The sequence below is a fragment of the Streptomyces sp. NPDC101178 genome, assembly GCF_044767965.1.
GTDB lineage: Bacteria > Actinomycetota > Actinomycetes > Streptomycetales > Streptomycetaceae > Streptomyces.
This window is the reverse complement of record NZ_JBIWOZ010000003.1, coordinates 83188-96876: the sequence shown is the minus strand read 5'-3', so window position 1 is coordinate 96876 and position 13689 is coordinate 83188. Positions and strand designations below refer to the sequence as shown.

Annotated in this window: 13 protein-coding genes; 3 read left to right on the top strand and 10 right to left on the bottom strand. The window is 73.4% G+C overall.

All coding sequences use genetic code 11. The features are described from left to right. Positions 1 to 18: 18 nt before the first annotated feature. The 6 genes from ACIRR8_RS08935 to ACIRR8_RS08910 form a co-directional block, all read right to left on the bottom strand. A complete protein-coding gene (locus tag ACIRR8_RS08935; protein ID WP_404062520.1) occupies positions 19 to 648 on the bottom strand; it encodes a LytR C-terminal domain-containing protein in 630 nt (209 codons plus the stop codon). Between the two features lie 193 nt (positions 649 to 841). Beyond that, positions 842 to 1138 carry a type II toxin-antitoxin system VapB family antitoxin gene (locus ACIRR8_RS08930; protein ID WP_003967677.1) on the bottom strand — a complete coding sequence of 99 codons (297 nt, stop codon included), beginning with the start codon at positions 1136 to 1138 and terminating at the stop codon, positions 842 to 844. A 255-nt stretch (positions 1139 to 1393) separates the two neighbouring features. Next, positions 1394 to 2953 carry a M28 family metallopeptidase gene (locus ACIRR8_RS08925; protein ID WP_404060948.1) on the bottom strand — a complete coding sequence of 520 codons (1560 nt, stop codon included), beginning with the start codon at positions 2951 to 2953 and terminating at the stop codon, positions 1394 to 1396. Positions 2954 to 3151: 198 nt separating this feature from the next. Further along, a complete protein-coding gene (locus ACIRR8_RS08920) occupies positions 3152 to 3850 on the bottom strand; it encodes an HhH-GPD-type base excision DNA repair protein (protein WP_404060946.1) in 699 nt (232 codons plus the stop codon). A 169-nt stretch (positions 3851 to 4019) separates the two neighbouring features. Next, positions 4020 to 5306, bottom strand: a complete 1287-nt coding sequence (locus ACIRR8_RS08915; RefSeq protein ID WP_404062518.1) for an RNA polymerase sigma factor — start codon at positions 5304 to 5306, stop codon at positions 4020 to 4022. 61 nt (positions 5307 to 5367) lie between these two features. After that, positions 5368 to 5775 carry a YciI family protein gene (locus ACIRR8_RS08910; RefSeq protein WP_364787741.1) on the bottom strand — a complete coding sequence of 136 codons (408 nt, stop codon included), beginning with the start codon at positions 5773 to 5775 and terminating at the stop codon, positions 5368 to 5370. Positions 5776 to 5990: 215 nt separating this feature from the next. On the opposite strand from ACIRR8_RS08910, the gene cbiE reads away from it, so the two are divergent. Then, positions 5991 to 7256, top strand: a complete 1266-nt coding sequence (gene cbiE / locus ACIRR8_RS08905; RefSeq protein WP_404060942.1) for a precorrin-6y C5,15-methyltransferase (decarboxylating) subunit CbiE — start codon at positions 5991 to 5993, stop codon at positions 7254 to 7256. Beyond that, positions 7253 to 8002, top strand: a complete 750-nt coding sequence (gene cobM, locus ACIRR8_RS08900; protein ID WP_404060939.1) for a precorrin-4 C(11)-methyltransferase — start codon at positions 7253 to 7255, stop codon at positions 8000 to 8002. Before cbiE ends, cobM begins: the two co-directional genes overlap by 4 nt. Positions 8003 to 8126: 124 nt before the next feature. Here the strand turns inward: cobM and ACIRR8_RS08895 are convergent, their stop codons facing one another. Continuing rightward, positions 8127 to 9248, bottom strand: coding sequence for a cobalt-precorrin-5B (C(1))-methyltransferase (locus tag ACIRR8_RS08895; RefSeq protein ID WP_404060936.1), 1122 nt, complete (start codon positions 9246 to 9248; stop codon positions 8127 to 8129). 29 nt (positions 9249 to 9277) lie between these two features. Here ACIRR8_RS08895 and ACIRR8_RS08890 point away from each other — a divergent pair, with 29 nt between their 5' ends. Beyond that, on the top strand, positions 9278 to 10030 hold the full coding sequence (locus ACIRR8_RS08890; protein WP_404060933.1) for a cobalt-precorrin-6A reductase: 753 nt from the start codon (positions 9278 to 9280) through the stop codon (positions 10028 to 10030). On the opposite strand, the gene ACIRR8_RS08885 is transcribed toward ACIRR8_RS08890, so the two are convergent. From ACIRR8_RS08885 to ACIRR8_RS08875, 3 genes are read right to left on the bottom strand one after another with little or no spacing between them, the layout of a single operon-like run. Then, a complete protein-coding gene (locus ACIRR8_RS08885; protein ID WP_404060930.1) occupies positions 10015 to 11535 on the bottom strand; it encodes a precorrin-2 C(20)-methyltransferase in 1521 nt (506 codons plus the stop codon). The genes ACIRR8_RS08890 and ACIRR8_RS08885 overlap by 16 nt on opposite strands. A gap of 3 nt (positions 11536 to 11538) precedes the next feature. Then, positions 11539 to 12165, bottom strand: coding sequence for a precorrin-8X methylmutase (locus ACIRR8_RS08880; protein ID WP_404060927.1), 627 nt, complete (start codon positions 12163 to 12165; stop codon positions 11539 to 11541). A gap of 45 nt (positions 12166 to 12210) precedes the next feature. Beyond that, a complete protein-coding gene (locus tag ACIRR8_RS08875) occupies positions 12211 to 13512 on the bottom strand; it encodes a cobalamin biosynthesis protein CobG (RefSeq protein ID WP_404060925.1) in 1302 nt (433 codons plus the stop codon). Positions 13513 to 13689 lie beyond the last annotated feature (177 nt).

Below are 13689 nucleotides of genomic sequence, written 5' to 3'. Positions count from 1 at the left end.
TCTGCCCGCGCGTGCTGCTCAGCCGCTCTTCGTCGTCGGAGTCGTCGCGCAGGACGCCGACGGTGCCGGGGAAGGCTTCGTGAGGGCCGTCATGGCGGCCGTGGCCTCCGCCGGGGTGCTGAACGCCTTGAACTTCGCGCCGAGGATCAGGTCGACCTCTGCCGTCTTGCGCTGGTCCGTCTTCTGCACCGTGCCCGGCAGCTGCGTGCCCAGCACGGTGAAGCTGCCGCCGGCCGCCGCGGCCGGGGCGCCGAGCAGCACACCGGGGCCGGGGACCTTCTTGTCGTACGCCTTCGGGGCGTTGCCCACCTCGCCGACGGTGAACCCGCGCTTCTTCAGCTCGTCCGCGGCGGTCTTGGCGAGCCCGCTGGTGGTCGTCGCGTTGTAGACGTTGACCTTGATGGCGGCCGGCTTCGGGAGCGCCTTCGCCGGAGCCACGGGCTTCGGCGTGGGGCAGTCCCGCTGGTGGCCGGCGGCGCTGGCGCTCTGGTCGCCGCCGGTGAAGACGTCGATGAGCTGCAGTGTTCCCCAGCCGGCCAGGCCGAGGGCCACCACGGCCGAGACGCCCACGAGGACGATCCTGCGGCGGTTCCGGGGGCGGCGCATGCGGGGGTAGGTGTCGCCCGTGATGCGGTACTTTCCGCCCATGCCGGGGGGAGTGAGCATGCTCATGGAGGCAGCGTAGTGCGACCCGGTGATGTCGCGTACTAAATGATCAACGTATGGCACCCGGATGAGCGCGAAAGCACCCGAAAGGCCCGAATTCGGGTGTGGGCGTCAGGCGGCTGTTATGAGGGTGATACGTACGGATGCGCGGCGGGCGCGGGAGGGCGCGGCGGCGTCAGCCCAGGTCGAGGACGCGTGCGTGCAGCACCTGCCGCTGCTGGAGTGCGGCCCGGACCGCCCGGTGCAGCCCGTCCTCCAGGTACAGGTCGCCCTGCCACTTCACGACGTGGGCGAAGAGATCGCCGTAGAACGTGGAGTCCTCGGCGAGGAGGGTCTCCAGGTCCAGCTGGCCCTTGGTGGTCACGAGCTGGTCCAGGCGAACCGGACGCGGCGCGACATCCGCCCACTGTCGGGTGCTTTCCCGGCCGTGGTCGGGGTATGGCTTCCCATTTCCGATGCGCTTGAAGATCACACGGAAAGCCTACCGGTCAAGGGGTGCCGGGCGCAGCCACGGAACCCCACAGCGGCCACGGAACCCCCCGGCGGCGGCCGCCAAAGGGTGTGCGGCGTCGCATACCGCTGGATACCGGGACAGGCGTTTCCGCTCGTACGGGTGGAGCGGGCCGAAGAGCGTGCCGAGGGTGGACGGCGTACGTCGCGGGCGGAGGCGGGCGCTCAGGCCTGCGCTCCGCCCGCGACGGACGGTGCTCGGTGTGCGTACGGGCCGCTACTCCGTGACCTCGTGACCGTGGCCGTCGTGCAGGCCGCCGCCGCTGCCCGGCGTGCCGGTGCTCGGGACCGGCTTGACCGGACGGGTCAGCGAGCGAAGGTCGTGGGCGTACGTGCCGACCGCGTTGGCGATCACGTCGATGTTGACGTCGAAGTGGCGCATGCTGATGTTGCTCAGGTCGTCGCAGGCGGCGTGGTAGCACGCGTCGTAGGCGACGCCCGCCTGCCCGCCGTAGGCCTTGGCCTGGGCCTCCGTCTTGATTCCCTCGGCGCCCGTGAACGTACCGCCGGATGGGATGCCGATCTCGATGAACGGGCCGTAGTCCGAGCGGCCGGTGAAGTCCGTGCCCTCGTGCCTCTTGCCCTTGCTGTCGAGGAACTTGTTGATGTCGCGCTCCAGTTGGGCGGAGCCCTCCGGGCCGGGGCCCGCGCCGACGCCGTCGGAGTCGTCGCCGTCGTAGACGAACTGGACGCCGTTGGGCGAGGCGATCATGTCGAAGTTCAGGTAGAGCTTGATCTGCCGGCGCTGCTTCTCGGAGAGCCCCGCGACGTACGCCTCCGAGCCGAGCAGGCCGTTCTCCTCGGCCGACCACCAGGCGAACCGGACCTTGTTGGCGGGCTTGCTCTTCGACTTGGCTAGTTCCAGGGCGACTTCGAGGAGGCCGGCGGAGCCGGAGCCGTTGTCGTTGATGCCGGGGCCTTCGGTGACGGAGTCGAGGTGGGCGCCGAGCACCACGGTGTTCGCCGCCTTGCCGCCGCGCGTCTCCGCGATGACGTTGCGGGTGGCCCGCTCCTCCTGGAGCTCACGGATCTCGAACGAGACGGTGACCTCGCCGGAGGCCAGGTCGGCGACGAGCTTCTCGCCCTCCTCCTGGGTGATGCCGCCGGTCGGGATCCGGCCTGCCGAGATCTCGCTGAGCGTGCCGGACAGAACGCCCTCGGTGTTGTTGTAGACGACCGCTCCGGCCGCACCGGCATCGGCCGCTGCCGCCTGCTTCTCGGCGAAGGAGCAGCCGCCGCGCTTGATCAGCGCGATCTTGCCGGTGAAGTTCGCGGAGGCGTAGTCGGACGCCTCGCAGCCGGAGGTGTCGTCGACGGGGACGTTGACGAGTCCCGCCGTCAGACCCCCGACCGGCGTCGACGGGGTGTACGTCATCGCCGCGATCGTCACGTCGCGGGGCGTCGGCGACACCACGGCGAGCTTCTGGGCCAGGGTCTCGGTGTAGATGAAGCGGAATTTCTCGTACGCGACCTGGTACCCGGCACGCTGGAGCTGCCGGTGGACGTAGGCGGCCGAGGCGTCGTGGCCGGGCGATCCCGCCGCGCGGTGGCCGTCGGCCGAGTCGGCTATCGCCTGGAACTTCTGGAGGTGGCGGTAGGCGTCACGCGCGGACGCCTTCTTCACCAGCTCCCGGGACAGCTTGACCGCCTCTTTCGAGGGGCTCTTCCCATGACCTGCTCCGGGCTTCGAGTGGCCGTGTCCGTGCGAGGGCCCGTGGTACGGGGCCGCGCCCAGGAGGAGCGGCGTGGCCAGGGCGGTGGCGGCCACAACTGCCATGGCTCTGCGACGTGTTGCGTGCACAAGAGTCCTTCCGGTCGAGACGTGACGGAGGTGCGCTTGACGGTGCGAACGAACGTGCTGCGAAAGCTGTTGCGAAAGCTAGCGAGTGGGGTGGCCGCTGGGAACACCGGTGGCCGATTTTGATCGTTTCCGCCGGGTGTTCTGTCCGGCTGTGTGCTGAGCTGTGCATTCCGGTCACCCCTTGGCGTTGGGTGAGCCCTTCGCCGTTTTCGCCGCCTTCGCTGCCGTCCCCGTCTTTGCTGCCGTCCCCGTCTTCGCTGTCGTTTTCGCCGCCTTGGCCGCCTTGGCCGCCGCCTTGGCCTCCTGCTTGTACGCGCGCACCTCCGCCAGCGACTCCGGCCCGGTGATGTCGGCGACCGAGCGGCGCGAACCGTCCTCCCCGTACGCCCCTGCCGCCGTCCGCCACCCCGCAGGACGTACGCCGAACTGCTTGCCGAGCAGCGCCAGGAAGATCTGGGCCTTCTGGGTGCCGAAGCCCGGCAGCTCGTTCAGCCGGCGCAGCAGCTCCTCGCCGGTGTCCGCGTCCCGCCACACCGCGCTCGCGTCCCCCTCGTACTCCGCCACCAGGTACTGACACAGCTGCTGCACCCGCTGGGCCATGGAGCCGGGGTAGCGGTGGAGCGCCGGTTTGGTGGTGAAGAGGGCGGTGAAGGCCTCGGGGTCGTACGCGGCGATCTCCGCCGCGTCGAGGTCGTCCGAGCCCATCCGCTCCGCCAGCGTGTACGGGCCCGTGAACGCCCACTCCATCGGCACCTGTTGGTCCAGCAGCATGCCGACGAGGGCGGCCAGCGGGCTACGGGCGAGGAGCTCGTCGGCCTCCGGCCGCTGGGCGATCCGCAGGGTGGTTTCCTTGCCGCTGTCACTCTTGGTCATACATTCGATGATCCCGACGCGGGGCGCCGACGGCGACTCCAGCGGCGCCGATGAGCCCGTCTGGCCGTGTCCGCCGTGGCCCGGGCGGGTTCGGCCGGTGCTGCGGCTTCCGCCGGAGGGGGTACGCGAGGGTGCTCGTGACGTCGCCGTACGTGTTCGGGTGCGGGCGCTACGGCCCCGACCGCTCCGCGCGCATCCGCAGGTAGCGGGCCTCGGGTTCGCTGAGGGTGGCGTCGGCGGCCGCGCGGTAGGCGGACCGGGCAGCGTCCAACTCCCCGGCACGTTCAAGGAGATGGGCGCGTACGGCGTCGAGGCGGTAGTGGCCGCCCGACGCCTTCGCCACCGCGTCGACCGCCGCGAGGCCCGCCCGGGGCCCGTGCACCATGGCCACCGCGACAGCCCGGCCCAGCGCGGCGGCGGGGTCCGGGGTGCGGTGCACGAGGAGCTCGTACAGGGCGAGGATCTGCGGCCAGTCGGTGTCCTCGGCGCGCCCGGCCTCGTCGTGCAGCGCGGCGATGGCGGCCTGGAGCTGGTAGTCACCCGCCGGGCCCTGGGAGAGCGCCTCCTCGGCCAGCGCGGTGCCCTCCGTGATGGCCGTACGGTCCCAGAGGGAGCGGTCCTGTTCGTCGAGCGGGACCAGCTCACCGTCGCGCCCGGTGCGCGCCGGAGTGCGCGCCTCCGTGAGGACCATCAGCGCCAGGAGCCCGGTCACGCGCCCTTCGTGCGGGAGGAGCCGGCGTACGGCACGGGTCAGCCGGATCGCCTCGCGCGCCAGGTCGGTGCGATGGAGGTCGGGTCCGGCGGAGGCGGTGTAGCCCTCGTTGAAGATCAGGTAGAGGACCTGGAGGACCGCCGAGAGCCGCCGGTCCCGGTTCTCCGGCTCCGGCCTCCGGAACTCCGTCCCCCGCACCGCCCGCTTCGCCCGGCTGATCCGCTGCGCCATCGTCGCCTCCTCCACCAGGTGGGCGCGGGCGATCTCGGCCGTGGTGAGACCGCCGACCGCGCGGAGGGTGAGGGCGATCTGGGCGGCGGGGGTGAGGGCGGGATGGCAGCAGAGGAAGAGCAGGGTGAGGGTGTCGTCCTCGGAGGGCGCCCGGCCGCCCGGCCCGGCGGGGCCTTCTCCGGGCGGCGGGGCGACGAACGCGTCGGCCGGGGTCAGAGCCGCCACGGTCTCCTCGCGCCGCCGCCGGGCCTCGTCGCTGCGCAGCCGGTCGGTGAGGCGGCGCGAGGCGACCCGGATCAGCCAGCCGCGCGGGTTCTCCGGAACCCCGTCCCTGGGCCACTGCCCGGCGGCCGCGATCAGGGCCTCCTGGACGGCGTCCTCGGCCGGGTCGAAGTGCCCGTACCGGCGGACGAGCGCGCCGAGGACCTGCGGCGCGTGGCGGCGCAGCAGGTCCTCGGTGTCGTCGTCGTGATCGTGGCCGTGGCCGTCGTCGCTCGTACGGTCCGCCCTCAGTGGTCGCTCCTGGTCGAAGCCTGCTCCTGGTCGAGCCGGTCGAAGCCTGCTCCTGGCCGGGCTAGTCGATCCCGCCGCCGATGGTGCGGATGAGCACCGGGTACTCGGGCGCCCCGGCCGGCTGCGGACAGCGTGCCACGCGGGCGGCGATCTCGGTCACCCGCTCCAGGCTCTCGCATTCGAGGATCCAGAACCCGGCGAGCAGCTCCTTCGTCTCGCTGTACGGCCCGTCCGACACCACCGGCCGCCCCTCGGCGTCGAGGCTGACGGCCCGCCCCTGCGCGGGTTCCGTGAGCCCGTACGCGGTCACCAGCTCACCCGACTCGGCGAGGTCGTCGTTGATGCCGCCCATGTGGGCGAACATCTCCTGCATGGCCTTCTCGTCCCAGGCCGGACTGTCCGCCGACCCCTTGCCGGCCTGCGCGTCGTAGTCCGCCTGGCTGCCCTGGACCATCACCAGATACTTCATGACCGCCGCCTCCTGGAAGCTCGCTCTTCGTGCTCTTCTTCTCCGCTTACACAGGGGACGTCGGGGCCGGGGCTGGGTTCTCGACACGACGCGCTGATTCTTTTCGGGATTCACCCGCTGGAGGGGTCGGAACGGGACGTTCAGTAAAGTTCGCCAACGTTGCGCCCGCCCGCCACCCGCCCCCGTCCGTCCCCCTCGAACGAGGTCCTCCGCCTGTGTCTGCCGCCCCTCCCGTGGTCATCCCTCCCCCTTCCCCTCCCGTCTCGGTCGTGGGGATCGGCGCGGACGGCTGGTCCGGGCTGTCCGGAGGGGCGCGCGCGGCGCTGCGGGAGGCGGAGGTGGTGATCGGCGGGGCGCGCCAGCTGGACCTGCTGCCGTCGGAGTGCGCGGGCGTACGGGTGGCGTGGCCGTCGCCGCTGCGCCCCGCCGTGCCCCGGCTCCTGGCCGAGCACCGGGAGCGCCGGATCGCGGTGCTGGCGAGCGGGGACCCGATGTTCTACGGGGTCGGGCGCGCGCTCGCGGAGGAGCTGGGCCCGGAGTCGCTCCGGGTCCTCCCGCACCCGTCCTCGGTCTCGTACGCCTGCGCGCGGCTCGGCTGGCCGCTGGAGGACACGGAGGTCGTGACGCTGGTGGGCCGTCCGGCGGCACGGCTGGCCGCCTCGCTCCACGAGGGCCGGAGGCTACTGGTCCTGAGCGCGGACGCGTCGACGCCGGCCACGGTGGCGGCCCTGCTCACGGCCCACGGCTTCGGCCCGAGCCGGCTGCGCGTCCTGGAACAGCTGGGCAGCGAGGCGGAGGCGTACGCGGAGGGCACCTCGGAGACGTGGACGCACGCGCCGGGCGACCGCCTGAACGTCATCGCGATCGAGTGCCGCGCCTCGGCGGACGCGCTGCGGCTCGGTACGGTCCCGGGCCTGCCGGACGAGGCGTACGAACACGACGGCCAGCTCACCAAGCGCCACATCCGGGCCGCCACGCTCGCGACTCTGGCCCCCGCGCCGGGTGAGCTGCTGTGGGACGTGGGCGGCGGCTCGGGCTCGATCGCGATCGAGTGGATGCGGGCGCACGGCTCCTGCCGGGCGGTGAGCGTGGAGCGGGACCCGGCGAGGGCGGAGCGGATCACGCGGAACGCGGACCGCCTGGGGGTGCCGGGGCTGCACGTCGTCACAGGCCGGGCCCCTGCCGCCCTGGCCGAACTGGAAGCGCCCGACGCGGTGTTCATCGGCGGCGGTCTGACGGCACCGGGCCTGCTGGACGCGTGCTGGGAGGCGCTGCGGCCGGGTGGCCGGCTGGTGGCGAACACGGTGACGCTGGAGTCGGAGGCGCTGCTGGGGGAGTGGTACCGGTCGTACGGCGGGGAGTTGACCCGGCTCGCGGTCGCGCACGCGGTCCCGGTGGGCGGATTCACGGGCTGGCGGCAGGCGATGCCGGTGACGCAATGGTCCGTACGCAAACCCTCAGTTTCAGGAGATCGAACATGACGGTGTACTTCATCGGCGCCGGCCCGGGCGCGGCCGACCTGATCACGGTGCGCGGCGCGCGCCTGCTCGCCGCCAGCCCGGTCTGCCTGTACGCGGGCAGCCTGGTCCCGGTGGAGCTGCTGGCGGAGTGCCCGCCCGACGCCCGCCTGGTCGACACGGCGGATCTGGACATCGAGCAGATCACCGAGGAGCTCGTACGGGCCCACGCGGACGGCCACGACGTGGCGCGGCTGCACTCGGGCGACCCTTCGGTGTTCAGCGCGGTGAACGAGCAGATGAAGCGCCTGGACGAGGCGGGCATCCCGTACGAGGTCGTCCCCGGCGTCCCCGCGTTCGCGGCGGCGGCAGCGTCCCTGAAGCGCGAGCTGACGGTCCCGACGGTCGGCCAGACGGTGATCCTGACCCGCATCGCGCAACGAGCCACGGCCATGCCGGAGGGCGAGGACCTGGCCACCCTGGGCCGTAGCGGCGCCCTGATCGTCCTCCACCTGGCGGCCCGCTACGTGGACCGGGTCGTGGAGGAGCTGCTCCCGCACTACGGGGCGGACTGCCCGGCGGCGGTGGTCGCGATGGCGTCCCGCCCGGACGAGATCATCCTGCGCGGCCCTCTGGACTCGATCGCGGAGCAGGTGAAGGCGGCCGGGGTGATCAGGACGGCGGTCATCATGGTGGGCCGGACGCTGGGGGCGGAGCAGTTCCGGGACAGCCATCTGTACGCGGTGGGGCGGGAGCGGGGCGGGTGCTGAGGGGGCGCGGTGTCCGGGAGCCGGGCAGGACACTCGCGACGCTCCGCGTCTACTCCCTCCTCCGCCTTGCGATGCACGGCACCGGACCCCGCTCCCTGATCCGGCCTGATCGACAGGACACCCCCTAGCGCCCACCCCCGTACCGCCCCACCACCACCCCCGCCCGGTCGATGCAGATCACGTCCACCTCCACCGGCGCCCCGCGCAGCACCGACAGTGCCTCGTCGCGTGCCCGCGCCGCCACCAGGTCGCCCAGCCGCACCCCCGCCGCCTCGCTCAGCCGCAGCGCCTCCAGGCCCGTGTTGGCCGTGGCGATCCGGGACGCCAACTCCTCGTCCGCGCCGCCCTCGCGGGCCAGGTCCGCCAGGAAGGGTTTGTCGACCTGGGAGCGGGCCGAGTGGAGGTCCAAATGGCCCGCCGCCAGCTTCGAGAGCTTGGCGAAGCCGCCGCAGATCGTGAGGTGGTCGATGGGGTGGCGGCGTACGTATTTCAGGACCGCGCCCGCGAAGTCGCCCATGTCCAGGAGCGCGATGTCCGGGAGGTTGTACTCGGCAGTGACCGTCTTCTCCGACGTCGAGCCCGTGCAGCCCGCCACATGCGTCAGGCCCGCCGCCCGCGCCACGTCCACGCCCCGGCGGATCGAGTCGATCCACGCCGAGCAGGAGTACGGGACGACCACGCCCGTCGTGCCGAGGATCGACAGGCCGCCCAGGATGCCGAGCCGGCCGTTCCACGTCGAGCGCGCGATCTCCTCGCCGTGGTCGACCGAGACGGTGATCTCCACGTCGCCCGCCTCCCCGTGCTCCGCCGCCACCCGCTCCACGTGCTCGCGCATCAGCCGGCGCGGCACCGGGTTCACCGCAGGTTCCCCGACGTCCAGCGGCAGGCCGGGGAGGGTGACCGTACCGACGCCGGAGCCCGCCCGGAACACCACCCCGGAACCCGGCGGCAGCCTCCGTACCGTCGCTCTCACCAGCGCCCCGTGCGTCACGTCCGGGTCGTCTCCGGCGTCCTTCACCACCCCGGCGCTCGCCCGTCCGGGCCCCAGCTCCTCCACCGCCAGCGCGAACGCCGGGCTCTGGCCCCTCGGCAGCGTGACCCTCACCGGGTCCGGGAAGTCGCCGGTCAGCAGGGCCGTGTACGCGGCCGTCGTCGCCGCCGTCGCACAGGCACCGGTCGTCCAGCCGGGGCGGAGACCCGTGTGCTTGAGTTGGGCACTGCGACCGCCCCGCGCCTCAGCGGTCATGGGAAGCGTTCATGAGAAGAGTCCGTTCGATGCATGTTCTCGTTCTGGGAGGGACCACCGAGGCCCGTCGGCTCGTCGAGAGCCTGGTCGGTGATCCGCGCGTGCGCATGACCACCTCGCTCGCCGGTCGCGTCGCCGCTCCCCGCCTGCCCCCCGGTGACGTGCGCGTCGGCGGTTTCGGTGGAGCCGACGGGCTCGCGGAGTGGGTACGTGAGCACCGCGTCGACGCTCTTGTCGATGCCACCCACCCCTTCGCCGCCACCATGAGCCGCAACGCCGTCCTGGCCGCCGCGCAGGCCCATGTTCCCCTCCTCGCCCTCCGCCGGCCCGGCTGGGTCGCGCAGGACGGCGACCGCTGGCACTCCGTCGGCTCGCTCGCCGAGGCCGCCGAGCTGCTGCCCGCACTCGGGAAGCGGGTCTTCCTCACCACCGGGCGGATGGGGCTCGCCGCCTTTGCCGGTGAACGCCTCGACGCGCTGTGGTTCCTCGTGCGGTCCGTCGATGCGCCGGAGCCGCCCTGCCCGGGGAATATGGACGTCCTGCTCGATCGGGGGCCGTTCAGTCTCGACGGTGAGCGGGAGGTCATCCGGCTCCACGGGATCGATGTGCTCGTCACCAAGGACAGCGGCGGCGACGCCACCGCCCCCAAGCTCACCGCCGCCCGTGAGGCCGGGGTTCCCGTCGTCGTGGTGCGGCGGCCACCGGTTCCCGCAGGAGTGCCGGTGGCCGCCACGGCCGACGAGGCCGTCGAGTGGGCACGACGCCTCTACGCCTCCGGGTAGCGCCTCGGCGTCCACACGATGGACCGGCCCGTCCCGCCCCGCCGCACCCAGCGCGTCCGCGACGAGCCCACGATGAGCAGCGTCCGCATGTCCACCTCCGCCGGGTCGACGTCCGCCAGCCGCACCGTACGGACGGACTCCGCCGGGCCGCCCACGTCCCTCGCCAGCACCACCGGGGTGTCCGGGGAGCGGTGTTGCAGGAGGAGGTCGCGGGCCTGGCCGACCTGCCACGTACGGGACTTGGAACCCGGGTTGTAGAGGGCGAGGACCAGGTCGGCGGAGGCCGCGGCGCGCAGGCGTTCCGCGATGACCTCCCACGGTTTGAGCCGGTCCGAGAGGGAGATCGTGGCGTAGTCGTGGCCGAGCGGTGCGCCGGCGCGCGCCGCCGCCGCGTTGGCCGCGGTGACGCCGGGCAGGACCCGTACGGCGATGTCCGCGTACTCCTCCTGCGCGGCCACCTCCAGCACCGCCGTCGCCATCGCGAAGACGCCGGGGTCGCCGCCCGAGACGACCGCGACGCGGTGGCCGCGCCGGGCCAGGTCCAGTGCGAACTCCGCCCGCTCCGACTCCACCTTGTTGTCCGAGCCGTGCCGCGCCTGGCCGGGGCGGACCGGGACGCGGTCCAGGTAGGTGGTGTAGCCGACCAGGGCGTCCGCCGCCGCCAGCGCGCCGCGCGTCTCCGGCGTCAGCCACAGCGGGCCCGCCGGGCCGGTGCCCACGACGACCACTTCGCCGTCCGCGGTTCCCGACGGCCTGACCGCGTCCACCCGGCTCGGCAGTACCGCCACCGAGAAGTACGGCACCGACGCCGGGTCGATGCCGGCGAGGTCGCCCGTACGCTCCCCGGCCATCGTCGCCCGCTCCACGTACCGCGCCTCCGCCAGCCGGCCCGACGCCTCGAACGCGCCGCGCACCGCCGGGAACGTACGGCCCAGCTTCATCACCACCGCGGTGTCCGTGGCGGCGAGACGGGCCGTCAGCTCCTCCTCCGGGAGGGTGCCGGGGAGGATCGTGAGGATCTCCTCGCCCTCGACCAGAGGGGTGCCGAGGCGGGCCGCCGCCGCGCTGACGGACGTCACGCCGGGGATGACCTCGGTGGCGTACCGGTCGGCCAGGCGCTTGTGCATGTGCATGTACGAGCCGTAGAACATCGGGTCGCCCTCGGCGAGGACCGCCACCGTCCGGCCCGCGTCCAGGTGCGCCGCGAGCCGGGCCGCGGCCTTCTCGTAGAACTCCTCCAGCGCGCCCCGGTAGCCGCCCGGGTGGTCCGTGGTCTCCGTCGTGACCGGGTAGACCAACGGCTCCTCGATGTGGTCCGGGCGCAGGTGCGCGGCGGCGATGGACCTGGCGATCGAGCGGCCGTGGCGGGCGCTGTGGTACGCGATCACGTCGGCCTCGCCGATGGCCTGGACGGCCCGGAGCGTCATCAGGTCAGGGTCGCCGGGGCCGAGCCCGACGCCGTACAGCCTGCCGCCGCCGCTGCCGTTTCCGCTGATCTCGCTCACCGCTTACTCTTCCTCGCTGGCTATGGCGTTGATGGCGGCCGCCGCTATCGCGCTGCCGCCGCGCCTGCCGCGCACGATCAGGTGCTCCAGGCCCGACGCGTGCTCCGCCAGGGCCTCCTTGGACTCCATCGCGCCGACGAAGCCGACCGGGACGCCGATGACGGCGGCCGGGCGCGGGGCGCCCTCCTCGATCATCTCCAGCAGCCGGAACAGGGCCGTCGGCGCGTTACCGACCGCGACCACCGCACCCTCCATCCGGTCCCGCCACAGCTCCAGCGCCGCCGCGCTCCGGGTCGTACCCATCTTCGCGGCCAGTTCGGGCACGGACGGGTCGGAGAGCGTGCACACCACGTCGTTGTCCGCGGGCAGCCGCTTGCGCGTGACCCCGCTGGCCACCATCGCCACATCGCAGAGGATCGGTGCGCCGGCGCGCAGAGCGGCGCGGGCGTCGGCCACGGCGTTCGGCGAGAAGGCGAGGTCCGTCACGAGGTCGACCATGCCGCACGCGTGGATCATCCGGACGGCGACCTGGCTGACGTCGGCGGGCAGCCCGGCCAGGTCCGCCTCCGCGCGGATGGTGGCGAAGGACTGGCGGTAGATCGCCGGTCCGTCCTTCTCGTACTGGTGCACAGTGCTGTCGCTTTCTTCTGCCGTGAGCTGATCAAGGAGGGGGGTTCAGGCGCGGGCCCCGGCCACCGCTGCCGCCAGCCGCGCCGGGTCGTTCCGTACGGTCGTCGGTGCGTCCCGCCGCTCACCCCGGACATGCGCGATCCGGTGCCCGTCCGGCGTGGCGACCACGTCGATCCACTCCCCGTGGGGGTGGCCGCAGCGGCGTTCGCACCCCGACCAGTACACAGGTAGCCGCCCGGGCGCTCCGACAGCGGCCCCCGCTTCGGCCCGCACGTCGGAGAGCGACTTCGCGCAGCCGGGGTGGCCGATGCAGGCGCCTACACCGGTCCACGGGGAGTCGGGGGCGGTGATCAGGCCGGATCCGGAGAGCGCGCGGAGTGCGTCCGCCGCCTCGGCCTCTCCGGCTCCGAAGGGGATGACGACTCCGCGCCACGGGGTGAGCCGCAGTTCGCCGCCGTAGCCCCTGGCGGTGTCGGTGCCGTAGTGCCTGGCCGTTGCGGTGAGCAGCCGCCACTGGGCCGGGGTGAGGCGGCCCAGAGGTACGTCGATGCTGAGCGCGGCCGTGGAGCCGAGCGGGCCGGGGGCGGGGGGCGTTGCCGTACGAGGGCGGGGGCGGTGCTCGGCCGGGCCCGCCGCCGAGCCGATGGCCCGGACCAGTTCGACCCGTACGTCGTCGGGCAGGTCCTTCACGCGCCAGGCGCCGGAACCGGAGGCCACGCGGAGGAACGCCTCGGCTCCCCGGAGCGCGGCGCGCGGGGCCTCGGCGGCCGGGATCCGGAACACCTCGTCCGCCGCGCCGATCCGCAGCAGAGCGGCCGAGCCGCCTTCGGCGATGACCGTCACGTCCGCTCCCAGCGCGTCCACGTCACCGCGGCCGTCGTCCAGCGCGAAGAGGAAGCGGCCGGAGAGCGCGGCGGCGGCGGGCGAGCCGCACACCAGCCGGTCCAGCTCCCTCAGCCAGGCCGTCAGCGACGGCGAACCGTCCAGGCCCGCCGACGGCGAGGCCACGATGTTGCGGGCCCGCTCGTGCGCGGTGGACGGCAGCAGACCGGCGTCGGTGAGCAGCGCCGCCAGCGCGCCGGCGCACTCCGTACCGAGGCCGCGCAGCTGTACGTTGCCGCGCGAGGTGAGATGCAGGTCACCGTCGCCGAACCGCTCGGCCGCCGCCAGGAGCGCGTCCGCCTGGCCGGGGTCGAGCACGCCGCCGGGTATGCGTACGCGGGCCAGCGCGCCGTCGTCGGCCCGGTGCAGCCGCAGCGTTCCCGGGCAGGCGTCGCCGCCGGCGCGGGAGGAGACGCCGCCCACGGAAAGGGGCGAGGGGGCGGAATCGGGCATGGCGGCGAGCATACCGACCGGGCCGGTCCCGACGGCGGGCTCGCGCCTGTGACCTGCGGGACAGGGCCCCGGCTCGCACGCTGCGCCGCACGCGGTAAGGGCCTTGGCTCGCACGCTCCGACCGGCGGGACAAGGCCCCGACCCGCGTGCGGCGGAGGGCGCAAACAGTGATCACCACCGCACCCCCGC

Bases quoted from the DNA above. Each gene is read 5' to 3' on its own strand.
- ACIRR8_RS08935 (WP_404062520.1), bottom strand. From the start codon at position 648: ATGGGCGGAAAGTACCGCATCACGGGCGACACCTACCCCCGCATGCGC.
- ACIRR8_RS08925 (WP_404060948.1), bottom strand. From the start codon at position 2,953: ATGGCAGTTGTGGCCGCCACCGCCCTGGCCACGCCGCTCCTCCTGGGC.
- ACIRR8_RS08875 (WP_404060925.1), bottom strand. From the start codon at position 13,512: ATGCTCGCCGCCATGCCCGATTCCGCCCCCTCGCCCCTTTCCGTGGGC.
- ACIRR8_RS08890 (WP_404060933.1), top strand. From the start codon at position 9,278: ATGCATGTTCTCGTTCTGGGAGGGACCACCGAGGCCCGTCGGCTCGTC.
- ACIRR8_RS08895 (WP_404060936.1), bottom strand. From the start codon at position 9,248: ATGACCGCTGAGGCGCGGGGCGGTCGCAGTGCCCAACTCAAGCACACG.
- ACIRR8_RS08920 (WP_404060946.1), bottom strand. From the start codon at position 3,850: ATGACCAAGAGTGACAGCGGCAAGGAAACCACCCTGCGGATCGCCCAG.
- ACIRR8_RS08910 (WP_364787741.1), bottom strand. From the start codon at position 5,775: ATGAAGTATCTGGTGATGGTCCAGGGCAGCCAGGCGGACTACGACGCG.
- cobM (WP_404060939.1), top strand. From the start codon at position 7,253: ATGACGGTGTACTTCATCGGCGCCGGCCCGGGCGCGGCCGACCTGATC.